Here is a 22,725-nt window from a genome sequence, read left to right on the forward strand (position 1 = left end):
CGATCATGTTTTTAACTGACGCTGTTTTTCTGTCAGCAGGACGATCAATGATGGTTCCCATGTGCTTAACTGCATTTGCTGCCCCAGCTGCAACAAACTCTGATACTGCTGCTGCGCCAGCGAGGCAAGCCCGGCCTTTTCCATCAGCTGCGCGCCGAGCAGTTGACGATAAAAGTGCTCTCTCGGATCGGATTGTTGGGGCTGTGTATTGAGCCGGTGTAGAGCAGCTTCCAGTCCCTGCTGCTGGAAGCAGTGCCAGATTTCATCCTGTTCAATGACGCTGCTTCCTCCTGCTGGCTCCTCCTTTTGCTGTAGCCAGTCCGCAGAATCAGCGGAAAGAAACGCCGTCATATCGCTAAAAAAGAGCGTGGCAAGTGCCGGTATGCGCGTCAAAAAGTCACGCAGTTCTTCGCGAATAGCCTGAGCTACCTGCTCATATCCCAGGCGCAGGGCAATTTGCGCAGAGAGCACGTGGCCATCCAGCCAGTAAGGTGCCAGCGTCAGACTTTGCTCTACCTGCTGCCATAAAGTGAGGTCGGCATTGGCTATGCGCGCCAGGTAATCCGCCGTACGATCAGAGGCAACCGCCGCCAGCGGAGTACGACCATCGGCCTGCGCTACAGGCGGGGCCGTTAGTGCTCCCCACACCGCATAACGGCGCACACGGTAGCCGATGGCGGCATCAGGCTGTATTTCACACAACGTATCGGCCATTTGCAGTAACGTTTGCCGCCAGGCTTTATCGCTGGAGCGGTCGATAGCCAGCACAGGGCTGGTATCCACAGCGGGTGGCGCAGATGCTGTTGCGGGGGCTTCAGCTTTCTCCTGTGTGGCAGTTAAGCGTTCCGGCGGCCGTGCATAGCCGCTACGGAGGTCATCCACTTCCTGCGCCAGATCGGGTTCCAGCGAATGCCAGACCTGGGCAAGGTGGGCCAGTAAACCCTGCATATTTTCACGTTGCACATCGCTGGCAGACATTCGGAACTTGCTGTCAGCGCCCGCAAAACGCTTAAGGATTTGCCCGGCAAAGCGTTTTTTATGCTGTCGGTTTTGTGGCCAGGCGCTGTCCCAGAAATGCCGCACATAGGTGGATAGTAGTGAGACAGCCAGCATTAATTCGTCTGGTTTTCCCGCATGTTGCAGGGTTCGTAACAGATGTACCATCAGACGAAAATCTTTACTTTTTTCAGCCAGCAGCGTTATCACTTGCAGCTGAAGCTCCGCTATATTCAATGAGGAATGAGTGAGCGAACCGAGCTTCACCATCTGGCTGTCGATTGCATCCCACTGGGGATCATCCTCGGAGAGCGCCTGGGTTATTTGTTCAGGCGTTAGCGGCGTCTGGAGCAAAGCATGCCATGGGTGTTGTGATGTGATGTCCATTTCCCTCACCATCCACAGGCCTGACGCAATGGCTTTAATGCCTGCGGCAGCTGAGAAATATTGAAAGTCAGGCGGGTAAAGGCACCATTTTTCCCCGCAATTGTTACGCTATCAGCCAGCATCAGACGTTTGATTTCTTCAATACCAGCCAGTCCGCGGCTGGACTCAAGTAAAAAGCCGTTTTCACGTAAAAACCATCCTTCTTCAATGCGCGTTTTACCAAACGTTAGTACCACTGCACCCTGTGTTTGCGGTTGCGTCAGCGCCACCTGCAAGCGGGTAATATTGTCGATACAGCTCAACATCAGCACCGGTCGCGGCGGCGGTACACCAAGCGCGGGCGTAGTAAGCACCACCTCCGGGTTGTTTCCCTCGCTTTGGCTGAACAGGAACTGAGTAGAGTGGTCGGTTCTGCTCTTCTCCTGGTTCATGGCCCTTTGCCAGGCTGGGCCAGCGTTTACTAAACTGCCTGTCGCTTTTTCCCCCTGCGAGAACACATTGTCATAGCATTCCAGCCGTACCAGCGGTGAGACTTCACGGCGACAGTGCAGCGCAAGGGACAATTTTTCGCTATCGATCCCGATATTGGCGGAGGTGACCGGGGGGTGTTCTGCCACCCACTGAAACACGGTATTGCTGCCGACAAGCAGCAAGGAACTGAGCAGTAGTAAAGTATTCATAGCCGTGACCTGTGTTTGGCTAATTTGTATTTCAGCGTGCGTAACGGGAGATCGAGGCTGTCGGCCATACGGCTTAAATTTCCACCGCACTGATGATGGCGCTGACGCAGTACCGCACACTCATAGGCAGCAACAGCATCGTTGAGGTCGTTTATCTGGCTGTAATCATGAGAAAGTCCGGCGGCAGCCTGTGACTCAGAAGCTGCGATGGTTGCGAACAGCTCATCCAGTTGTTTTTCACGCTGCTGGTGTGCCTTTAACAGAGCACGAATCTGGCCCGACTGGGTTTGCAGCTGTACACGCTCCTGGAGCTGGCATAGCTGGTGCTGGAACACCTCGCAATAAACGCCAAACATGCCATTAACATCAGCAATCCGGGCGACATTTTCTGCAAAAACGGCAATAACACCGCAGGCGCGATGTTGAAAATCAAACAGCGGAAGCGCGAATAAGCCGCACTCATTTGGCAGCTGTTGAATGAAGTTACGTAACGCTTCATTTTCAATGCGTACCCCCTGACTCAGGGCCTCCCAGACCATCGGCTGCCCCGTACGCAGAACCTGTACCAGCGGATGATTGATATCTTCAATATCAGTATCAAGCTGTAACTGCGTTTGCTGCCGGGTGTCTGGTTGGCGATAACAGGTGAGCCGCCGTTCATCCGCATTAAACATTGCCACGATCAGTGCACTGACCCGCTGACGACTGTGATGCAGCGTCAGGAAACGCTGAATCAGCTGGTCAATGGAGTCATTCTTTAGCAATGTCAGCGCCCCCTGGAAACGATGCCTCATGGCGCTCCCTCCACCTCAGCGCTAAACACATTGTCCTCTGCCGCAATACGGATATCGGTGATCGATTCACCGGCAGTCATTTTCTGTAGTAACAGCAGCGAAAGCGGCGGCAATAGTGCCCCGTCGATGATTGATTCCAGCATACGTGCACCATTTTCTGCACGGGTAGCGCGTTGCAGGATCTCATCATCGACTCCAGATTCGATGACTACCCTGGCATTGAAACGCTGACGCAGGAGTGATGCCAGACGATTTAGTTTCCCGTGAATAATTGTACGGAGGGTTTCCTGATCTAACGGCAGGTATGGCACGACTTCCATACGAGCCAGGAGAGCAGGTTTGAAGAATGCCGCCAGCTCCGGGTATAACCGTTCATGAAGCTGTGCGGGCGCCCCGGCATTATCAACAATCGTCTGATAGCCCAGATTAGAGGTGAGGAAAAACACCACATTTTTACAATCAATCACCCGGCCTTCACCGTCTGCCAGCTCCCCTTTATCGAAGGCCTGATAGAACAGATTGAGAACATCCGGATGCGCCTTTTCGACTTCATCCAGCAGCACAACTGAATAAGGTTTCTGGCGGATAGCTTCAGTCAAAACACCGCCTTCACCGTAACCGACATAGCCTGGAGGAGAACCGATAAGGCGTGAAACTGTATGCTTTTCCTGAAATTCCGACATATTGATAGTGGTGAGATAGTGACGGCCACCATAGAGTAACTCTGCCAGCTGAAGCACCGTTTCGGTTTTACCCACGCCGCTAGGCCCCACCAGCAGGAATGCCCCCATCGGACGCCCCGGACGCCTGAGATCTGCCCGGGCAGTGAGCAGATGTTGATGCAGGCAGTGAATAGCCAGCTCCTGCCCCTGGATCTGCTCCCCGAGGTAAACAGGGAGTTCAGTGACTATCGCCAGTTCGCTCTGCGAGAGCCGGTTTAACGGCACCCCTGTCCATTCGGCAATCACTGCCGCGATCTGGCTTTTATCAACATGAGGTGAGACCAGCGACTGATGCTGCTGTAATTGCTCTAACTGTTCACTCAGCACCGCCAGGCTCGCAGCCTGCTCTTCGGCTACCTGCTCAGAATCCGCCAGTAACTGTACGCGCAAAGCAATGATCTGCTTTACCAGCTCCAGCTGCTGCTGCCAGCAGGTATGCAGCTCTGTTAGCTGTTCCTCATCTTCTGCTCTCTGTTGTAGTAGCGCAGTTAAGCGCGTATCCGGACTGCTGAGATTGAGTTGCCGTTCGCGCTTCAGCAGCTCAATTTCCATATCCTGCTGATGTAAGCGGGTTTTAAGTGCAGAGAGCTGACGTGGCGGAGCCGTAAGATTGATCGCTACACGTGCGGCAGCGGTATCAAGGACATCAATCGCTTTGTCAGGAAGCTGGCGCCCGGAAAGATAACGGTCACTCATTACGGCGGCGGCCTGTAAGGCTTCATCGTCGATCAGTACACCATGGGCCTGCTCATACACGGTGCGCAGACCGCGCATAATAATTGTCGCTTCTTCCGCGCTGGGTTCAGCCACCTTGACCAGCTGGAAGCGCCGCGAAAGTGCAGCGTCCTTTTCTACGTATTTTTTATATTCACTCCATGTCGTGGCTGCAATAGTTTTCATTTCACCACGCGCCAGCGCCGGTTTGAGCAGGTTGGAAACATCGAGCCCGCCCTGCTGATTGCCCGCCCCTATTAGCGTATGTGCTTCGTCGATAAAAAGAATGATGGGCTGCGCAGATTGGGCGATTTCAGCCATGATGCCTTTGAAGCGCTTCTCAAACTCTCCTTTGACCGCCGCTCCGGCCTGAAGCGCTGCCAGATCCAGCGTCATCAGCTCACTGTTACGCAGTTTTTCCGGCACGACACCAGCAACAATGCGTAAGGCCAGCCCTTCAATCAGAGCGCTTTTGCCGACTCCGGCCTCCCCTACCACTATTGGGTTATTTTTACGGCGGCGACAGAGAATATCGATCATCAGGTCGATCTCTTCATCACGACACAGCACGGGATCCAACTGACCATTACGGGCCTGCCCGGTCATATTCGTGGCATAACGTGCCAGCAGGCTGTCGCCATGGGCGGCTGTCTTTCCTTCGCCACCAGCCGCTGCTTCCTCCACCATGATTTCAGCCGAGCCAGCGGTCCAGTCGGCAAAATTTTGCCTCAGCAGTTCACGATTAACGACAGAGAGCAAACGGCATGCGGCGGGCGTCAGATAGCGTTGCGGGCTGTAAAGCAGAGCCAGAAGCATCACGCCGCTGCGCAGCTGAGAATGCGCCATCTCAATGGATGCCAGCAGCCAGCTATCCTGCAACCATGCCACCAGCAAAGGAGAAAAAGCAGGGTAAGCCTGGGTTACTGATTGAGGCGCAGAAATAGGCTGATCGAGGATCGCACGCAGTTCATCGCCATCGACACCCGCCTGACTCAGTATCAGTTTGACGTCGCATAATGGCGTTGCAACCAGCTGGAATAGCAGGTGCGATACGGTAATTTCAGCATCCTGCTGGCTGACACAGTGCGCCGCTGCCGCTTCCAGCGCGTAACGTGCCAGCGGGTTGAGACGGTCTACCAGAGTGGATAACTCAACCTGGATCATATGCGCTCTCCTTGCTCAATAAATTATTTAGCTGATGCAAAACATCCTGAGTCTGGATATTCAGGCTCAGGGCGTAGAACAGGTAGATCACCCCTACCAGCGCTAATCCTCCCCATATCACTTGTTTCATCGTTAAACGCTGCCGCAGGTGATAACGTCCCCCCATAACCGACGGTTTCAGATGCAGAATGGTAGGCGGCGCCTCGCCCCGCAGCTGCTGGAGCTGTTGATGAAGACGGCGGAACAGCCGCTCAAAATCATCACTGTGATTGACCGTAACTTTGTAGCGCCCCCGGTAGCCAAGACAGAAACAGAGGTAGATAAACTCCAGTAAGTCCTGGTAACGTTTCGCCTCACCCATCAGGCGATCCAGCAGCACATAGACCTTCTCGCCGCCCCAGGTTTCATTATGAAATTGCACCAGCAGGGACTGTTGCAGCCAGCCGTTATGACTGTTCCAGCCATGCCCCAATGCAGTTTCATCAATAAACGTACAGAGCATGTAGCGGAATGAGATAATCGCTCCCGGTTCATAGCCTTTGTTTTGCAGCACCTGTTCGATGGCGCGGATATCCGCTACCACCTGCTGGTACAGCTGTTCTGGCAATGGCTGGTTCTCCATATCTTTAAGGCGCAGAACCATGCCCAGTAGTGGGGTTGCTGCATCCACCATCGGATTGAGGCTTTCCCCGCGTAACGGCAGCTGGTACTGCCGCCAATGGCTTACTGTTTCCTGCGGCGAGAATGAGGCAGGGTCAGTTAGTGCATCCATGCTCATTCATTACTCCTGATAGCCCAGAACTGCATGTCCAGCTCCGGGAAATCTCCGGCCACATGGAAGGCAATAGCATTACTTTGCTGGATTTCTTTCCATGCGGCGCTGTGTCTGTCCAGCATGAAATAGGTATATCCCGAATGGTAAGGCAGCTGACGTGGAGCCGCCGAGAGCGGCTGTAGCGGTACGCCTGGTAGCTGTACGCTGACCAGATCGCGTATTTTTTCCAGCGAAGTGATTTTGGTTTGCTGCACAAACTGGCGGCGCAGCTGCTCCAGAGGGATCTGCGCACGCACTGCCAGAACAAAATCAGCGTTACGCAACAGCGAACTGTCGTTGATGGTGGCAACACGAATACCATGTGCCTGGGGCTGTAGCTGAATAGAGAATGCACGTGGTGTCAGTACGGTACTTAATACCTGGCGTACGGCACGAAACAGTGGCTGGAAGCTGTCCGTCAGGTTGTCGTGGTTATAACCGGTAAATTCGCCTGCCAACCGTGATTCATCGGTAAAGGTTCGCAGTTCCCCGCAGGCCTGTATCAGATGACAGTAAAAGTCTTGCGGATGCATCACCGACTGCGCAGCCAGATGGGTAAACAGAGGCTGTAGCCGGTTAAAAACCTGTAGCATCATAAACTCTGCTACATCCGCAATCCCCTGCTGACCGGGAGAGCCAATACGTAACGACAGCGCACGTGCGCGTTCTACCAGCGATCCCTGCACTTCATCCATAAAGTCTTTTAACTGCTTTGACACACTGAGCGTGGTGCAGGTGGGAATAAACTCATTTTCAAGGATCAGGGAACCATCGGGGCGTTTTTCCCGAATACGGCACAGTGGCAGCGTTGCCCAGGCACTGAGATCTTCCGAGCCCTGCATCAGCTTAGGCACTAACTGCGCCAGTACCAGCTGGCTGACATCTCCCCCCTCAGTATGCAAATCGCGTATATCTTCACGGTTTTCGCGGTAGCGCACCGCCCCCGCGTTCAGGCTTTGCTGGCCGATGACCTCATTCAGGGCATCACTATGTATTGGTAAGGCCAGGTAGATGTCACGGCTTGCGGCATCGTGGCAGTGAAGAATATCCAGCGGCTTAGGCGCATAATCCTGATAGGGAATATTAAACACCGTGCCATCGGTCATTATCCCGCTGGCAGCACTCAAACCTATGCGCCCCAGTTGCAACAATTCCTGGTTAATGCTGAGAGAGCTAAACCCATGGTTATAATCCCGCAGTGCATTGATCTGACATTGCAGCTGATAATCGTTATGGCGTTGCTGCTGCTGAAAATGCTGTGGCTTTACAAACAAACCTTCGCGCCAAATCACCCGATTTCTGGTTCGCATGGTTATTCTCCCTCCTTCCTGAGTTCGATCTCATGAGATCTGATATGGATCAAAACTTGATAGTGATGACCTTGTCCTTTGATTTTTATAATTTTTTTCCACTCGCTTCGGCTTGCATCAGCGTAGCGGGCAATAACACCTAAAAAACGGGTATTCTTTTCCAGTTCGATCGGCGGCAACGGCTTAAACTGGTCAGGCAGTAAGGTATATTGCTGATGGTCGAGGTAATTTTTACCCAGCGTTTTCTCCAGTTGGTCATTACTTAGCGGATCGTAATCCGCTGCCAGCAGCAGGGAGTCTTCACTCAGGTAAATGACGACGATTTCCGTTGGTGTCGCTTCTCCACTCTCATTGGGATTAATGTCCGGCTCTGCCAGCAAGGCCAGTGTCACTGTGGATGGCTGGTCGGAGGCCTTACCCACCGGTACGTCAGGGTTCATCACCACTTCACCTACTTTTTTAGTGACCTTCCACGCTGTGCATCCCGTTAGCAGCCATGCCAGACACAGTATTCCGAGATATCCCCTGCCCCGGCTCATCGTTCGCTGTCCTTTATGCCCTGGCGTAGTGCCTGGTCGTAGGCTTGTTCGTAGACTTCGCCAAATAGTTTTTCGAACCCCTGCTGGCGGCTGGAAGCCAGCTCCTGATAATAGTTTTGGTACATTTTCCATGCCCAGGCAGCATCAGGATCCTGTCGTTGATTACTGCGCTGATACTGTTTAAAACGGCTCAGTAAACTATCCGGAGAAAAAGCATCCAGCATGGTGCTCAACGCCCGGGCGATCGCCTGTTGATTAGCCTGATGGTGAAGACGTAAGTTATGCAGGCTTTCAGCAACGGCAGCAGGAGCCGCGAGATGAACCGGGCTTTTCTGTTCGGCAAATAGCAGACTGAGCGTGGTGCCATAATCCATATTCAGACGGAGTGGATTATCTTCAATTGGCCGCAGATGTTTATCGCGCAGTCCGTGTTGACTGTGCTGTATCGCCAAAAGTCCCTCAATCGCCGCTCGCAGAGTTTTTCCTGCCTCTTCAAGGAAGTCGCTGGCCTCCTGGCTGTTGCTTATTGGAATACGCGCACTCATTCCGCGCATCAGCGGCGTGATCGCAATATGTTGAGGTTCCATATCACCGTCTGGCAGATCATGCCGATTAGCAGACGGCTTAATCTGTGGGAGATCGATAAAGTCCTGCACCATGCCGCTGCTGCTGGCGACATCGGATAATGGAGCAGAAAACAGAGGGGCGAAGCTGTGATCCTGATGCAGAGACTGTGAGCTATCAGAGGCCGAATCAGGTTGCCTGGACGTCAGCGTCTCGTTTTGCAGCGCATGCAGTGGATCATGACTCGATCCGTTTTCGACCGTCTCAGCAAGTTGGTTTTCTGTTTTGCCGTGGCTGGCGCGCGAAGAGCCGCCCTCAAGCATCGCTTCCAGTGGATTGTGAAAACTGGAAACCAGCGATTCCGGTGAGGCCATCAGGGCATCGTTTACCTCCGAGGCCGAGTGACTGATATCACTTTTTATCAGCAGGTCTCCCAGAGTAATTTCGTCGCCCTGCTGAACACGCACATAACCGCTATTGGTTGTCAGCTCTGACAGGTTGATAGTGATGCTGCCGCTTGTCAGCCGCAGGCAGAAGTAACCATCGCGCCACTCAATCACGAACTGGGTTGGCAGAATATTGCCGCCCTGATCCTGGATCGACCAGTGATTACTGGCATCGCTGCCGATGCTGCCACCCGATGGCTGAAAGCGACATCTGGCCTGTTTCCCGCTTTCCAATTTGTCGCCGTTTACGACCCTTAATAACAACGATGGTTGCTGTTTTTCCATGATTTCATTCCCTGAATTCTGACTTATTCCTGCACACAGATACTGACGTAAGGCTCTTGTTCGGGTTGCCCGAGAAAACTGGTCCAGCCAAGGAGGGTATTTTGCTCCACGCCCAGAATCATGCCGCCAACCTGGCGCTCCGCCAGCCCTAAACGCAAATCCCACGCGAACTGGTCGCGCATAATGAAAGCGACGAACATCACTAGCGACGAATAGTTCGAACCATTCGGCAGGAAAGTGAGAAACTCCTCCCGCGTAAGCTGGTTAATGCACAACACATATTTGCCCCGGCGGTCTGCCACCCAGGAACCAATGGAGAAGTTGCTGCCAAGTACGGATTTTTCCAGATATCTTTTGCCGCGGATTCTCACCTTTTTACCCAACCGATTTTGCTGTTGAGGGATAATATTCACCCTGCGCAGCTGCCAGTTACGTATCGAGACATCCTTTAAGCTGAAGCAGTGCGAAACCAGGCTACACATCACCTCAGGAGATCTTCCGGGGCTGGCCAGCAAGCCAGCATATGCCAGCATTTTGCTATGGTTAATTTGCAGGTTGTGACGAATAACCCTGCTACCCAGCCCCACCAGCGCATACATACGCTGTGAAACATCGTCGTCCCCACCCGGTGTGAAACAGACGTAATAGCGATATTTTCGCCAGATCTGATGCAGTAAGGTGATGAGTCGATGATTAAATACATCAAGAAAATCCGTCAGCCGATTCTCATTGTGAGCATCCTCCCAGGCCAGCGAGTCGAGGTAATAGCCGGGCATCGGCGACTGACTGCCATGCAGGCCGATAAACGACACTTCCAGCTCAAACTGCCCGCGTTCTGAGGTTTTCAACCCGATAATATCGCGACCGGGAAATGCCAGGCTCGCGGTTGATTTGAAGCGAATGGCTTCACTGGCTGACCCGGGAGTTCCCGCTTTGTTTTTTCGCGTTACTGCTATCTGATTAAGTAATTCAACTAGCTGGAAAAAGTTGTATCCGGATACATCTATTACCGGCTCTGTCCCTTCTTGCACGGTGGCATTTACATCAACGCGTGCTGCCCCATCTGTTCCGGCCATTCGTAACATTCCTGATTATCGAGATTGATGACTTTCAGCAGGTGAAAGGAATTAACGCTGGAGTAGAGCGAAAAGAACTGAGCCAGAACCGTACCAAAGAGATACATCTCCCCCTCGGAGGTGAAAGGTGTTTGTTCAAGCCACAGCGTGCTCTGTAGCCCCCGTACTGGTAAGCCACGGAATAATCTGTCAACGGGTTGTGTTTCAATGCGCTGAATCGCATCCAGTCTTTTCTGCGATATACGAGCAGACTGGCGACTGTATTGCCCAGGAAAATCATAAGTATGCAGAATCTGTTTTAGCGCATCTTTATCCAGCAATGACAGATAGTTAAGTGACATATTGGAAATTAATGACCAGTGCAAACTGCCGTCGAGGCTGGGAAACAGTGGTACCGAGGGCCGGGTAATATTGCGAAATGAAGCAAACGACGGGCTGCCTTTCATCGGTTCACAAATATCGCCAATACCTAATGACAACGGTAACTCGCGGTTGGTGCATGTCATACTGATGGAGATATTCTCTCCGGTCAGCGCCAGCTCTGATTCATCACTGCGTACAAACGAGAGAAAGTGTTCAAACCCTTGACGGAATGGGCTATTTTTTACTCTGAGCCGATAATAGCGAGTATCGTTTTTCTGTGCCTTTTCAATTTGGTGATGAAAGCTTTCGAACGCGGGATAGACCCTGCCTTCAGCACGGCTACGACCTTTATTTTTCCCCTCTTCACTCAGCCGCCCCTCAACCCGGTCAACGGAAAATATTTCATAATGATCCGGTCTGGAATAACTACCACTCAATAAATATTCCGCCCTGGTTCCCGTCATTTCTATCGCTTCACTATCATGTGAAAACAGGTTCACCGCAGGCGTACAGTTCAGACGCAGCGTATCAGGGCGTATTTTCATTTCCGCAGTAAATGGCTGCGAGAAATAGAGATTGAGCGTAAATTCACTGGCGTTCAATTCGGGCGGAAAATCTATCATTCCGGTAACATCTAAGAATAAGAACCCTTCCGGGAAGCAATAATACTCCTGCAAGATGCGATAGCCTGCATAGGCATTTTTTGGATAAGGCAATAGCGCATCTTCGCGCTCAAATCCAACCGGAGTAAAATCTAAATCGGGCAGAGGAATGGTTAAATCATTGACCTTCAATTCTGCCCTTTCGAAATAATACGTTAACCAGAAGTAGAGCTGGGTACGGGTGTATTGATCGTCACCCAGGTAGAAACGCAGCTTACCCAGCTGTAAGTCCTTCAGATTCAGTGCAGCCCTGGCAGAAAAATGTATGCCAAGCATGCTTTGTTCGTTGCTGTTGTTAACAGAAATATCCTGAATATCCAATGGAAATAACCAGATGTCACGACACAGGGTAAATTTACACTGAGTATTTTTTTCCTCTTCACTGTCAGCGGATCTGCTCTGTCCAACGGGAATACTGAGCACTGTATTACCGCTGGCCATCAGGGTCGCTTCAGTAATGGCACTCTCTGCCAGTTGATACTGAAGCACAGTCATGCTGGGAACAGGCCGCAAATAGTTGGGCCATAGCATATTCAGCATCCCATGCGTCAGCTCAGGAAACTGGTCGTCAATTTTTTCACGCAGTTTACCCGTCAGGAAAGCGAAACCTTCCAATAACCGTTCAACATCCGGGTCGGTACCCTGTTCAGATAAAAAAGAAGCGAGATGAGGGCGCTCTAACGCAGCCTCTCGCCCCAGCTGTCGAAGGTAATCCAGCTCATCACGGTAGTATTTTTCAAACGACATTAAGCTTCCTCATTGAGGCAGTAACGACGGTTATTATCTAAATAAATAGTGAACTCAACGGCATCTTCAATATTGTCGAAATTCACGACGGCACTAATATAAAAACTTAGCTGAAGTGGCTCTCCGTCATCAATTAACGAATTTACTGTGATTGCAGATATCCGCGGCTCATAATTTTCAATGCATTCACGAATTGATTCCTCAATTCTCTTGCGAAAATCAGATGTGCCAGCTGCCGCATCATTGAGATCAATAATTCCCAGCGCAGCAGCACTCTGACAGGCACCGGGACGCGAATTCAGGATAAGATTAAGATGCCGCTTAATTGAACGCACCAGTTCCAGAACCCAGCTATGGGTATAGCGGGTTGAATCTTTATTCTGGATGCGTTCAAACAAGCTGGCAGAACTTCCCCGTTCCCAGTGAAGAAGTGCAGCCATAATCGCTATTCCTTATCCAGCCGCCCTACCAGCGAAAGCTCGAAGCTCGCGCCCATATATTTGAAGTGTGGCCGAACCTGCATCGCGACCTGATACCAGCCTGGATCCCCTTCCACATCCAGTACCTTGATTTGTGCTGAACGCAGTGGACGACGGCTTCGTACATCAGTCGGTGGATTTTCCTGATCGGCAATGTACTGTTTGAGCCAGTTATTAAGTTCTGTCTCTAAATCCTGACGCTCTTTCCAGGAACCAATCTGTTCTCGCTGCAATACTTTGATGTAGTGTGCCAGGCGATTGATGATGAACATGTAAGGAAGCTGCGTTCCAAGCTTATAGTTTGTTTCTGCCATTTTCCCCTCACGCGTATTGGGGAAAACTTTTGGTTTTTGCACCGAGTTAGCGGAAAAGAATGCGGCGTTATCGCTGCCTTTGCGCATTGTCAGGGTAATAAAGCCCTCCTCAGCCAGTTCAAATTCGCGTCGGTCGGTGATTAATACTTCTGTCGGGATTTTGGCCTGTATTTGCCCCATTGCCTCATACAGATGCACCGGTAAATCGTGAACTGCGCCACCACTTTGTGGGCCAATGATATTCGGGCACCAGCGATATTGGGCGAAACTGTCAGTCAGGCATGAAGCCAGCAGGAAGGCTGTGTTACCCCACAGGAAATGCTCATGATTTTTGCTGACGTCTTCATAATAATTGAAGTTTTTAATCGGGTTTTCAACCGCAGAGTAAGGAAGGCGCAGCAGAAAACGGGGGGTTGTCAGCCCAAGATAACGGGAATCTTCAGACTCACGCAGTGAACGCCATTTGGTATGGGCAGGCCCTTCAAAGACTGATTTCATATCTTTTATTGCCGGGAACTCAGTAAAACTGTTAATACCAAAGAAGTCTGGTGCAACACTGGAAAGGAATGGCGCATGGGCCATTGCACCCACGGCGCTGACATACTGCAACAGTTTCATATCGGGAGAGGTATTGCTGAAGGCATAATTACCGATTATTGCCGCAACGGGTTCACCGCCAAACTGTCCGTACCCTGATGAATAAACGTGTTTATAGAAGCCTGACTGAATAATTTCTGGCGAGAATTCAAAATCTTCCAGCAGCTCATCTTTCGTCGCATGCATAATACTGATTTTGATGTTTTCGCGAAAATCTGTACGGTCTACCAGCAGTTTTAACGACCGCCAGGATGACTCAATCTCACGAAACTTTGGTGCGTGCAGGATCTCATCCATTTGAGCACTGAGTTTTTTATCCAACTGAATGATCATACTATCAACCAGCGGCTTGTTTATCGGTTCCTCTTGAGTTCCGGTATCCAGAATGCTGGTAATAAAGGCGGCGACTCCCTGTTTAGCGATGTCATAACCATCATTGCCCGGCGTCATACGCGTCTGAGACATTATTTCATCAAGCAGTGATGTCGAACTGACAGGTTCAGCTGCTAAAACAGTATTTTCTTCAGGTAAAGACATAGGTAAAATTCCTTCTTGACCACTTAATAAATGTTTATTTATACCCATCATGCTTCGTGCAAAAGATGCGTTGGTTACTTTCGCTCTTTCATAAGTAATATCAGCGTAAGCCCAGTGTTCACTCATTTATTTGCATCCTTGCTACTCGAATTATTTGGGGTTGATCATCTCCAGCTCTTTCAGTAACTGCTCGCGTACCGCTTCGTTGCTCAGTAACTCTTGCAGGCGTGAACGAAATGCAGGAATGTTCCCCAGAGGGCCTTTTAATGCCACCAGTGCTTCACGCAGCTCGAGAAGTTTTTTTAATTCAGGAACTTTTTTGGCAACCTGATCTGGGGAAAAATCATTAAGTGATTCAATTGCCATTGTCACCGGCAGATCTTCATCAGCGCCCTCTTCCAGACGGTTAGGCACAGTGAAAGAAAGATTGATATGTGCTTCATTCAGTACTGAGTTAAAATTGTTTTTATTGATGGAGACTGGCTGACGCTCTTCAATAGGCGTATCGTCACGGGCACCGTTGAGATCGCCGACGACTAACAGATTGAGCGGCAGCTCCACCTCGGCCACCTGCCCCAGTGTATTCGGCACGTATTTGATATTGATTCTCTCTTTTGGTGCAACACTACTTCTGTCCTTTTTACTCATGATTCTTCCCTTTTTATCACCATTATCTGAACCTGAATCAAGGCTGACTCAGGTGTAAAGCCGTTCATTTAAATCCAATACAATTCAAAAATCACATAATAATGACGAGCCGAACTTAAATACAGAAAAACACACTCATACATTTAGCGATAATTTGCCACAGACATCACAATTTGTCATTGATCATAAAACCAACCCACCACCAACATATAAAACCCAATAGAATCAATATAATGAAAACAGTTACTGCGTGTTTTTATTGGTTCTACTAAATTTAAATCCGCCTTCGAATATACAAAATAGATAAAAAAACCATAAAGGGCAATCATTATAATTTTTATTATCGAAAAAAAATAAACCAAAAAAAACTTAGCAGTGAAATTTCTTTTTATTATATTAAAAAGAGATATAGTCTTGGCTCAAAATAATGTCACTACCTTGGTTAAATGATTTTTTCGTTTGATAAAAAAGCAGTGATAATTATTTACATCGAGAAAACATCTCTATAAGGAAACCTAAGATGCCAACTCCAGCTTATATTTCAATCACCGGGAAAACTCAGGGTAATATTACCGCTGGTGCCTTTACGGCCGAATCAGTAGGTAACATTTATGTTCAGGGACACGAAGACCAGATGATGGTTCAGGAATTCGAACATATTGTTACTGTACCTACCGATCCTCAGTCAGGCCAGCCATCTGGTCAGCGCGCACATAAACCTTTCCGCTTTACGGTCGCGTTTAACAAGGCGGTACCTTTACTCTATAACGCTCTGGCTTCAGGTGAAATGTTGACGGAAGTAGAACTGAAGTGGTATCGCACCTCAATTGAAGGTAAGCAGGAACACTTTTTCACCACTAAGCTGGAAGATGCCACTATTGTTGATATCGACTGCAGAATGCCACACTGTCAGGATATGACCAAGACTGAGTTTACACAGTTGGTTCGCGTATCACTGGCCTACCGTAAAATTAACTGGGAACATACCACGGCTGGCACTTCTGGTGCAGATGACTGGCGTGCTCCAATCGAAGCCTGATGAATTGATAACAAAGGGGGGACATGATTTGTCCCCCCTTATTACTTTTAACAGTGGGATGCTTACAGGCCGCCCAGGCTCCCTGGCGCCGCTTATTTAAAGCAGAACATAATTGTGGCAGGTAAGTATGGCAGAAGCTGTTAAATTAATATGGTGATTGAATTTAAATCTGACGTAACAAGTAAGATGAGCAGAGTATTCAGACTTTTTATGGAGGGGTTAGTTTGTGACAGTGGTGTAAAGCTGGAGATGGGATCCGTAAAAACAAAAAAATCTCCTGCTTGAGGAGATTTAAAATTATCATCATTTAATCATTTTTATCAATAAGCTCAAGAAAGAGTTTATTAACGATAAACTTTCAAATGTACGACTTAACGCGCGTACTGTGACAATAATTGGAGCGGGAAACGAGACTCGAACTCGCGACCCCGACCTTGGCAAGGTCGTGCTCTACCAACTGAGCTATTCCCGCTTGGCCTATCAACGTCTGATTCTGCTTTGAAACTTCTCAACAGAACCTGCTGATTTGCTTTATCTTCTGGCTGCCTGAGCTGCCTTTCGATGCGTTGCATTCTACTGTTCTGGCGCAGTGAGTCAACCAAATTATCCTCTTTGATTGACTGTTTGATGCTTTTTAAGTCGCTTCGATCACCGATCGAGCAGATCACTACGCGCAGCGCTTAAATACTGGAACATTGACCAGAAGGTTAACGCCGCTGCAATGTACAGGGCAGCAACACCAATACCTTCGACAAGGCTGTTCGGACGCCACAACAGTGCAAACAACGCCATCATCTGCGCTGTAGTTTTTACTTTGCCAATCCACGAGACAGCTACGCTGCTGCGCTTGCCGATTTCAGCCATCCACTCACGCAGGGCAGAGATGATAATTTCACGGGCAATCATCGTGGCGGCAGGCAGTGTTATCCACCATGCATGGAAATGCTCGGCAACCAGCACCAGCGCTATCGCGACCATCACTTTATCGGCTACCGGGTCGAGGAACGCCCCAAACTGGGTGGTCTGTTTCCAGCGACGCGCGAGATAGCCATCGAACCAGTCAGTAACGGCAGCAAAGATGAAAATCAGCGCACACGCCAGCGGAGCCCATTGAAATGGCAGATAAAAAGCCAACACAAAGAACGGGATTAATACCACACGAAACAGGGTAAGTAGGGTCGGAATATTAAATGGCATAATTACGCTAACTGTTTGGACAGAGTAGAATTTGTCCCTATGTTCCTACATTGCCACGGGGGTTGCAATGCTTAGTGTTTCAGCGCATGGAAGATTTTTTCTGCCAGCGCGTGTGAAATCCCAGGAACGCTGGCGATTTCTTCCATAGAGGCATTCATTAGCGGTTGCAGGCCCCCCATGTACTTGAGCAGCATCTGACGCCGTTTTGGGCCAATCCCTTCGATGGTTTCCAGTGCACTGGTATTCTTCACTTTTGCCCGTTTATTTCTGTGACCTGTAATTGCATGATTGTGAGAATCATCACGAATATGCTGGATAACATGCAGCGCCGGTGAGTCAGGTGGCAACGAGAACCCCTCACCTTCCGGCTCCAGGAACAGCGTTTCCAGCCCGGCCTTACGGTCGGTGCCTTTTGCCACGCCCAGCAGCAGAGGATGATTTTTATCCCAGGGGACATCCAGTGTGGCAAAAACATCTTTTGCCTGCGAAAGCTGCCCTTTGCCGCCGTCGATCAGAATCACGTCCGGAATTTTGCTCTCTTCAATGGCTTTGCCATAGCGACGGCGTAATACCTGATTCATTGCAGCATAGTCATCGCCCGGTGTAATACCGGTAATATTGTAGCGGCGATATTCACTGCGCAAAGGCCCGTTGGCGTCAAATACCACGCAGGATGCAACTGTCTGCTCACCCATCGTATGGCTGATATCAAAACATTCCATACGGCGTATGGCAGGTAATTTTAGCGTTTCGGCAAGAGCCTTCAGCCGTTGATGGATAGTTGAATGCTGCGCAAGACGCGTCACCAGCGCCGTAGCGGCATTCGTACGCGCCAGTTTGAGATAACGGGCACGATCGCCGCGTGGCTTGCTTTGAATGGCTATGCGTCGCCCTGCGAGCTCTGTCAGTGAGTCAGCCAGCAGATCTTTTTCAGGCAGAGTGAAGTCCAGCAAGATATCAGCGGGCAGCGTGCGCGCCTGGCTGCCCTGCAAATAGAACTGTCCGACAAAAGTCTGCACCACTTCCGCAAGTTCCGTACCACCGGGCACCTTGGGAAAATAGCTGCGGCTCCCGAGCACTTTTCCCTGTCGAATAAACAGCACGTGCAGGCAGGCCATTCCGGAGTCATACGCCACGCCGATGACATCAAGATCATCCCCCTGATTGGAGACAAACTGTTTTTCAGTAACGCGCCGTACTGCCTGAATCTGATCGCGCAGGCGTGCTGCTTCCTCAAAGCGCATATCCTGGCTCGCTTGCTCCATGCGGGTCACCAGCTGGTTGAGTACCTGGTCGTCTTTACCGGAGAGAAACAGCCGCACGTAATCAATCTGCCGCGCATACTCCTCTTCTGATACCAGCCCTGCAACGCAAGGCCCCAGACAGCGGCCAATCTGGTATTGAAGGCACGGACGCGATCGGTTGCGGTAGACACTGTTTTCGCACTGGCGTACCGGGAAAACTTTTTGCAGCAGAGACAGTGTTTCACGCACCGCATAACCATTGGGAAAAGGGCCAAAATACTCCCCTTTCGCATGTTTAGCGCCGCGATGGCTGGCAAGGCGCGGATGGGTATCCGCGCTCAGGAAGATGTAAGGATAGGATTTATCGTCACGCAGCAGCACGTTGTAACGTGGCTGATAAAGTTTGATGTAGTTGTGTTCAAGCAGCAGCGCTTCGGTTTCCGTATGGGTCACCGTAACGTCAATCTGGCATATCAACGCTACCAGCGCTTCAGTCTTACGGCTGGCCAGGTTGCCGCGAAAATAGCTTGAAAGACGTTTTTTGAGATCTTTGGCTTTGCCAACGTAGATAACCGTGCCACCAGCATCATACATCCGGTATACGCCGGGCTGGCTGGTAACGGTTTTCAGAAAATACTTTGCATCAAACTGATCATTCACTACTGATTAACGGCTCCGCACTGAACAGGCCATGACGAATGGCCAGATGCGTTAACTCTACGTCACCACTGATATTTAGCTTGCTAAACATACGGTAACGATAGCTGTTAACGGTTTTAGGACTCAGGTTCAGCTGCTCGGAAATTTCCGTCACTTTCTGACCTTTAGTAATCATCAGCATAATCTGCAATTCGCGTTCCGACAAACTGTTGAACGGCGATTCAGCATTTTGCGGCTCAATCTGGCTTAACGCCATCTGTTGAGCGATGTCTGATGCGATATAGCGCTGACCGGCATTCACCGAGCGAATGGCGCTGATGACTTCCTGAGGCGCTGCGCCTTTACTGAGATAGCCAGAAGCCCCGGCCTGCATGACTTTCGCTGGCAGCGGGTTCTCCGTATGGATGGTCAGCATGATAATTTTGCAGTCCGGCGTGTAACGGATAATTTTACGCGTTGCTTCAAGCCCACCAATTCCCGGCATGTTCATATCCATCAGCACAACGTCAGCGCTGTTACCACGACACCACTTAACTGCCTCTTCGCCGCAGTTCGCTTCCCCGACAACCTGGATACCTTTGATATCTTCCAGGATGCGACGAATACCTGCGCGTACCAGCTCGTGGTCATCAACAAGAAAAACGGTTATCAAACGATGCTCCCTAAGTAGCTAAGGCGGGTGGCGAAAATCACATTGGAAGGCTGATGATGTTACTACTTTTTCACGGCTGATTGAACAGAAATAATGTCAAAGTTACATGCGGAATCTAATTTACCTGATGAGTTTAAATAGACTTCAAACATTCCTGTAATGTAAAAACGTAACATTAATACATTAATTATCATGGCAATAAAGATTTACAGCACTGAGCGCAACAATAGCAATAGAGCTTTTATAACAATAACTTAATGAAAAATTATTGTGCATCAATTAACCACAAGCTTTAACACAAACCTATATCTCTGGAAATAACGCTACTTAAAGTAATGGTCTTCGTAAGAGTTTATCTCAACAACTCACCGGGCTGTTATCGGTTCAGCTAACCTGTACTGCAACTTGTTCATGCCATTATATGATATACTTTCAAACACTTTACGTGCCTGGTAAATGAACCGGAAGCACCGTTTTTTACAGCCTATAGGGAGAAATCATGAGCGAGACTGACTTTTCAACCAGCGAGGAAGTGCAGGCATTAGCTAACGAAGTGACGTGTATGAAAGCGCTTGTCACACTAATGCTAAAAGGCATGGGCCAGGCGGATGCCGGTAAAGTCATCATCAATATGGAGCGTTATATCGCCAAACTGGAAGACCAGCAGCAGGCGGAAGTGTTTAGCAATACCATTAAACAGATCAAACACGCCTATCGTCAGTAGCACGCCTGCACCTTCAGTCAGGCAAAAGGCCCGTTGCTTTTTTCATGATTTTGTCACACCTTAGCCTTTTCACTGACAGAACAGAGCAATGGGCTTACTTTTCAAAGCACTACTTGGGGCGGCAGTAGTCGTGTTAATCGGGCTGCTGTCGAAGACCCGTCACTACTATCTTGCCGGACTGATTCCGCTGTTTCCCACCTTCGCACTGATAGCCCATTATATTGTGGGTAGCGAGCGCGGCATTGATGCGCTGCGAACAACGATTATCTTCGGCATGTGGGCTATTGTGCCCTACTTCGTTTATCTGCTGGCACTCTGGTATTTTATTGCGATGATGCGGCTGCCGCTGGCTCTGCTGGCAGCCGTCTTGTGTTGGGGCGTGGCAGCGTGGGTGTTGATTACGCTGTGGTCAAAATGGCATGGACAATAAATTTAGCGTCCGCGTGTCCCCCAGGGAACAGAGACTCCGAGCGTAGGGAGAACCTCTTCAGGCCGGAAGCGTCGTGCGCCATGGAACTTTTCAGCAAGTTTTAGCTGGGTAACCGGAATTTTTACCGCGAACAGGTTATCTTCCGACTGAATAACTCCCGGCGTTAGCGGATGGTAGTTCACCTGATGTTGCTCAAACATCTGCTCCAGCATCGGCGTCGCCGCACTGTACAGATACTTTATGCCGGATTGCTCTGCCAGCTGCACCGCGTGCCATAAGATGTTAAGCGGCAGCTCCTCATCAATTTCCAGTCGGGCGGAAAAACGCGACATTTCCCAGACAGTATCACTGGCATCACTTGCGCTACTGCCATTAACATTGTTGATGCCGTTACTGCTATGATCTGCTGTTGTATGGCCGCTGTCGGGATCCTGCCATGCCATTAAGCGGGCACAGCCACAGATTCCATGCTGCGCCGTCCAGGCAATCAGCCAGATAACATCGGAACGATCGTAGCGATCGTACTCCTGGCCTGGCGTACTAAGACGTGACGGAATAGACCAACCTTCACCTCTGGCGAAGACGCTGTAACGATAACTTCCTAATTCTGCCAATAACGATGACGGCATGTCCTTCAGCTTAGTTTGGATAATCTTCATTCATGATCCCCTGTCGCATTCCCTCGTGAGCGCCGCTCCTGACGGTTCGGGCAGGGTTGTTACCCTGTCGCAGGGTAGACAACCGTATAGCAATTCGAAACTACCAAATTTGGTAGTTGCATCCTCTTTCAGATTAAACCGATTGCTGCGGCGTAAGAGGCAATTTGCGTTTTGTTTGGTGCATTAAATCGTTTTTGCATATTTTTTTGGTGAAAATTGACCGTATTTTCCGAGATGGAAAGAATCAGTGATATTTCTGCTGATGTCTTCCCCTCTGCCGTCCATTTGAGAATTTCCAGCTCTCTTTCACTGAGCTCCAGTCGTGTTGATAGCATCGAAATATCATTTATCTCGATCAAAGCTGCCATCGACAGATCCGAAATATACTGGAGTTTTAGTTCAAATTCAGTGGTTAATGCTATCATTTTAGATGGATTGCCCGACGAAAATGATAGGATTCCCACGGCTCTGTTTTTAGCCATCACCGAACAAGAAACCCCATGATAAATGCCATGGGTGCGGGCAGCGTCAAAAACACGCTGGCCAGCGGAAGTGGCATCCCCTTCCCACAGCCAAATCATGCCCGGCTGGTTACAGTTTTTTAGTACCGGATCCAGCTGCATAAAGTCTTTACGTAAATAATAATCAATCCACTTTTGCGGGTAATTGCTGTAAAAAAAAGTTTTAGGCCGGGTAAAAGGCACTGGATGACGTATAAACAGTGCATAAAAATCGAATTCTAACTCCCGTGCCTGCTGCTCAATTATCCTGGTAATATGAGCGACTTCGCTTCCCTTACGAAAAGCCAATTGTATCTCGCTTCGCCAACTGAAATAGTTCTCAGATGTCATTAATGCCTCAGTCCAACAGGGGAGAAAGACCCCGTCCTGATTATAATTGTCATTGTAAATATGGCAGTAAAAAAATGAATGAAATCGAGTAAAAAATCTAATTGCTAATCGTTGTCTCAGGGAAAAAAACAATTCCTTAAGCTCAGGATTTAGTGATTACAGGCATAAAAATCATCCTGAAAATAAACCTTAAAAAACGGTCACCGACCAATAATAACTTGCGTAATCATTTATCCCCGGCACCGTCACCGGGATACATCGATTCTACGCCACCCTGACCTGGCTGGGTTAGAATAGGATTTTTCCTATAAACATTCAATAATTTTGACCCATTTGTTACAGGCTTTATGCACAATAGTTTTACAGTATCATGCGACCTCAACTTAGTAGCAAAAAAGTACTCTGCTCAAAAAAAGTTAAAACATGCTGAT

Annotated in this window: 21 protein-coding genes and 1 tRNA gene; 3 read left to right on the top strand and 19 right to left on the bottom strand. The window is 49.5% G+C overall.

What is annotated here, in order from left to right; translation table 11 throughout:
- Window positions 1-3: 3 nt before the first annotated feature.
- The 13 genes from tssA to tssB form a co-directional block, all read right to left on the bottom strand.
- Window positions 4-1,383 (bottom strand): type VI secretion system protein TssA, encoded by a 1,380-nt coding sequence (gene tssA / locus GN242_RS13140; protein ID WP_156287635.1) that lies wholly within the window; start codon window positions 1,381-1,383, stop codon window positions 4-6.
- A 5-nt stretch (window positions 1,384-1,388) separates the two neighbouring features.
- The gene (gene vasI, locus GN242_RS13145) at window positions 1,389-2,063 is read right to left on the bottom strand and encodes a type VI secretion system-associated protein VasI (RefSeq protein ID WP_156287636.1); all 675 of its coding nucleotides are present in this window, start codon (window positions 2,061-2,063) and stop codon (window positions 1,389-1,391) included.
- Complete coding sequence (locus GN242_RS13150; RefSeq protein WP_154751862.1) at window positions 2,060-2,857, bottom strand: helix-turn-helix domain-containing protein; 798 nt, start codon at window positions 2,855-2,857, stop codon at window positions 2,060-2,062. The genes vasI and GN242_RS13150 overlap by 4 nt, the downstream gene beginning before the upstream one ends.
- Window positions 2,854-5,457, bottom strand: coding sequence for a type VI secretion system ATPase TssH (gene tssH, locus GN242_RS13155; protein ID WP_156287637.1), 2,604 nt, complete (start codon window positions 5,455-5,457; stop codon window positions 2,854-2,856). Before tssH ends, GN242_RS13150 begins: the two co-directional genes overlap by 4 nt.
- On the bottom strand, window positions 5,444-6,235 hold the full coding sequence (icmH, locus tag GN242_RS13160) for a type IVB secretion system protein IcmH/DotU (protein WP_156287638.1): 792 nt from the start codon (window positions 6,233-6,235) through the stop codon (window positions 5,444-5,446). The genes tssH and icmH overlap by 14 nt, the downstream gene beginning before the upstream one ends.
- Window positions 6,232-7,581, bottom strand: a complete 1,350-nt coding sequence (gene tssK, locus GN242_RS13165; protein ID WP_154751865.1) for a type VI secretion system baseplate subunit TssK — start codon at window positions 7,579-7,581, stop codon at window positions 6,232-6,234. Before tssK ends, icmH begins: the two co-directional genes overlap by 4 nt.
- Window positions 7,582-7,583: 2 nt before the next feature.
- Window positions 7,584-8,120 (bottom strand): type VI secretion system lipoprotein TssJ, encoded by a 537-nt coding sequence (gene tssJ / locus GN242_RS13170; RefSeq protein ID WP_156287639.1) that lies wholly within the window; start codon window positions 8,118-8,120, stop codon window positions 7,584-7,586.
- Window positions 8,117-9,415: a type VI secretion system-associated FHA domain protein TagH gene (tagH, locus tag GN242_RS13175; protein ID WP_156287640.1), complete on the bottom strand. Its 1,299-nt coding sequence runs from the start codon at window positions 9,413-9,415 to the stop codon at window positions 8,117-8,119. Before tagH ends, tssJ begins: the two co-directional genes overlap by 4 nt.
- Window positions 9,416-9,438: 23 nt before the next feature.
- Entirely contained in the window at window positions 9,439-10,491 is a 1,053-nt protein-coding gene (tssG, locus tag GN242_RS13180) for a type VI secretion system baseplate subunit TssG (protein WP_156287641.1), read from the bottom strand.
- Window positions 10,455-12,263, bottom strand: a complete 1,809-nt coding sequence (gene tssF / locus GN242_RS13185) for a type VI secretion system baseplate subunit TssF (protein WP_156287642.1) — start codon at window positions 12,261-12,263, stop codon at window positions 10,455-10,457. Before tssF ends, tssG begins: the two co-directional genes overlap by 37 nt.
- Window positions 12,263-12,703 (bottom strand): type VI secretion system baseplate subunit TssE, encoded by a 441-nt coding sequence (gene tssE, locus GN242_RS13190; RefSeq protein WP_156287643.1) that lies wholly within the window; start codon window positions 12,701-12,703, stop codon window positions 12,263-12,265. The genes tssF and tssE overlap by 1 nt, the downstream gene beginning before the upstream one ends.
- A gap of 5 nt (window positions 12,704-12,708) precedes the next feature.
- Window positions 12,709-14,190 (bottom strand): type VI secretion system contractile sheath large subunit, encoded by a 1,482-nt coding sequence (tssC, locus tag GN242_RS13195; RefSeq protein ID WP_154751871.1) that lies wholly within the window; start codon window positions 14,188-14,190, stop codon window positions 12,709-12,711.
- A gap of 150 nt (window positions 14,191-14,340) precedes the next feature.
- Window positions 14,341-14,838 carry a type VI secretion system contractile sheath small subunit gene (gene tssB / locus GN242_RS13200; protein WP_154751872.1) on the bottom strand — a complete coding sequence of 166 codons (498 nt, stop codon included), beginning with the start codon at window positions 14,836-14,838 and terminating at the stop codon, window positions 14,341-14,343.
- Between the two features lie 520 nt (window positions 14,839-15,358).
- Here tssB and GN242_RS13205 point away from each other — a divergent pair.
- Window positions 15,359-15,877, top strand: coding sequence for an Hcp family type VI secretion system effector (locus tag GN242_RS13205; protein ID WP_154751873.1), 519 nt, complete (start codon window positions 15,359-15,361; stop codon window positions 15,875-15,877).
- A 396-nt stretch (window positions 15,878-16,273) separates the two neighbouring features.
- On the opposite strand, the gene GN242_RS13210 is transcribed toward GN242_RS13205, so the two are convergent.
- The 4 genes from GN242_RS13210 to uvrY all read right to left on the bottom strand — a co-directional run bounded on the left by GN242_RS13210 (window position 16,274) and on the right by uvrY (window position 19,630).
- Window positions 16,274-16,349 (bottom strand) — tRNA-Gly (locus tag GN242_RS13210).
- Window positions 16,350-16,525: 176 nt separating this feature from the next.
- Window positions 16,526-17,074 carry a CDP-diacylglycerol--glycerol-3-phosphate 3-phosphatidyltransferase gene (gene pgsA / locus GN242_RS13215; protein WP_154751874.1) on the bottom strand — a complete coding sequence of 183 codons (549 nt, stop codon included), beginning with the start codon at window positions 17,072-17,074 and terminating at the stop codon, window positions 16,526-16,528.
- Between the two features lie 71 nt (window positions 17,075-17,145).
- Window positions 17,146-18,978, bottom strand: coding sequence for an excinuclease ABC subunit UvrC (gene uvrC, locus GN242_RS13220; protein WP_156287644.1), 1,833 nt, complete (start codon window positions 18,976-18,978; stop codon window positions 17,146-17,148).
- Complete coding sequence (uvrY, locus tag GN242_RS13225) at window positions 18,971-19,630, bottom strand: UvrY/SirA/GacA family response regulator transcription factor (RefSeq protein ID WP_154751875.1); 660 nt, start codon at window positions 19,628-19,630, stop codon at window positions 18,971-18,973. Before uvrY ends, uvrC begins: the two co-directional genes overlap by 8 nt.
- A 499-nt stretch (window positions 19,631-20,129) precedes the next feature.
- Here uvrY and GN242_RS13230 point away from each other — a divergent pair, with 499 nt between their 5' ends.
- Window positions 20,130-20,354, top strand: coding sequence for a DUF2594 family protein (locus tag GN242_RS13230; protein ID WP_154751876.1), 225 nt, complete (start codon window positions 20,130-20,132; stop codon window positions 20,352-20,354).
- An 88-nt stretch (window positions 20,355-20,442) separates the two neighbouring features.
- Complete coding sequence (locus tag GN242_RS13235; protein ID WP_154751877.1) at window positions 20,443-20,784, top strand: GlpM family protein; 342 nt, start codon at window positions 20,443-20,445, stop codon at window positions 20,782-20,784.
- Window positions 20,785-20,786: 2 nt separating this feature from the next.
- On the opposite strand, the gene GN242_RS13240 is transcribed toward GN242_RS13235, so the two are convergent.
- Together GN242_RS13240 and GN242_RS13245 are read right to left on the bottom strand one after the other, a co-directional pair.
- Window positions 20,787-21,443 (bottom strand): acyl-homoserine-lactone synthase, encoded by a 657-nt coding sequence (locus tag GN242_RS13240; RefSeq protein ID WP_154751878.1) that lies wholly within the window; start codon window positions 21,441-21,443, stop codon window positions 20,787-20,789.
- A gap of 128 nt (window positions 21,444-21,571) precedes the next feature.
- Window positions 21,572-22,294, bottom strand: coding sequence for an autoinducer binding domain-containing protein (locus tag GN242_RS13245; RefSeq protein WP_154751879.1), 723 nt, complete (start codon window positions 22,292-22,294; stop codon window positions 21,572-21,574).
- Window positions 22,295-22,725: the final 431 nt, after the last annotated feature.

Origin of the sequence: Erwinia sorbitola (assembly GCF_009738185.1) — a bacterium.
Classification (GTDB): Bacteria; Pseudomonadota; Gammaproteobacteria; order Enterobacterales; family Enterobacteriaceae; genus Erwinia; species Erwinia sorbitola.

Coding starts and splice junctions, on each gene's coding strand:
- tssJ (WP_156287639.1), bottom strand. CDS start 8,120: ATGAGCCGGGGCAGGGGATATCTCGGAATACTGTGTCTGGCATGGCTG.
- icmH (WP_156287638.1), bottom strand. CDS start 6,235: ATGAGCATGGATGCACTAACTGACCCTGCCTCATTCTCGCCGCAGGAA.
- GN242_RS13230 (WP_154751876.1), top strand. CDS start 20,130: ATGAGCGAGACTGACTTTTCAACCAGCGAGGAAGTGCAGGCATTAGCT.
- GN242_RS13235 (WP_154751877.1), top strand. CDS start 20,443: ATGGGCTTACTTTTCAAAGCACTACTTGGGGCGGCAGTAGTCGTGTTA.
- tssA (WP_156287635.1), bottom strand. CDS start 1,383: ATGGACATCACATCACAACACCCATGGCATGCTTTGCTCCAGACGCCG.
- vasI (WP_156287636.1), bottom strand. CDS start 2,063: ATGAATACTTTACTACTGCTCAGTTCCTTGCTGCTTGTCGGCAGCAAT.
- tssF (WP_156287642.1), bottom strand. CDS start 12,263: ATGTCGTTTGAAAAATACTACCGTGATGAGCTGGATTACCTTCGACAG.
- tssG (WP_156287641.1), bottom strand. CDS start 10,491: ATGGCCGGAACAGATGGGGCAGCACGCGTTGATGTAAATGCCACCGTG.
- pgsA (WP_154751874.1), bottom strand. CDS start 17,074: ATGCCATTTAATATTCCGACCCTACTTACCCTGTTTCGTGTGGTATTA.
- GN242_RS13205 (WP_154751873.1), top strand. CDS start 15,359: ATGCCAACTCCAGCTTATATTTCAATCACCGGGAAAACTCAGGGTAAT.
- GN242_RS13150 (WP_154751862.1), bottom strand. CDS start 2,857: ATGAGGCATCGTTTCCAGGGGGCGCTGACATTGCTAAAGAATGACTCC.
- tssB (WP_154751872.1), bottom strand. CDS start 14,838: ATGAGTAAAAAGGACAGAAGTAGTGTTGCACCAAAAGAGAGAATCAAT.
- tssH (WP_156287637.1), bottom strand. CDS start 5,457: ATGATCCAGGTTGAGTTATCCACTCTGGTAGACCGTCTCAACCCGCTG.
- GN242_RS13240 (WP_154751878.1), bottom strand. CDS start 21,443: ATGAAGATTATCCAAACTAAGCTGAAGGACATGCCGTCATCGTTATTG.
- GN242_RS13245 (WP_154751879.1), bottom strand. CDS start 22,294: ATGACATCTGAGAACTATTTCAGTTGGCGAAGCGAGATACAATTGGCT.
- tssE (WP_156287643.1), bottom strand. CDS start 12,703: ATGGCTGCACTTCTTCACTGGGAACGGGGAAGTTCTGCCAGCTTGTTT.
- tssC (WP_154751871.1), bottom strand. CDS start 14,190: ATGTCTTTACCTGAAGAAAATACTGTTTTAGCAGCTGAACCTGTCAGT.
- tagH (WP_156287640.1), bottom strand. CDS start 9,415: ATGGAAAAACAGCAACCATCGTTGTTATTAAGGGTCGTAAACGGCGAC.
- tssK (WP_154751865.1), bottom strand. CDS start 7,581: ATGCGAACCAGAAATCGGGTGATTTGGCGCGAAGGTTTGTTTGTAAAG.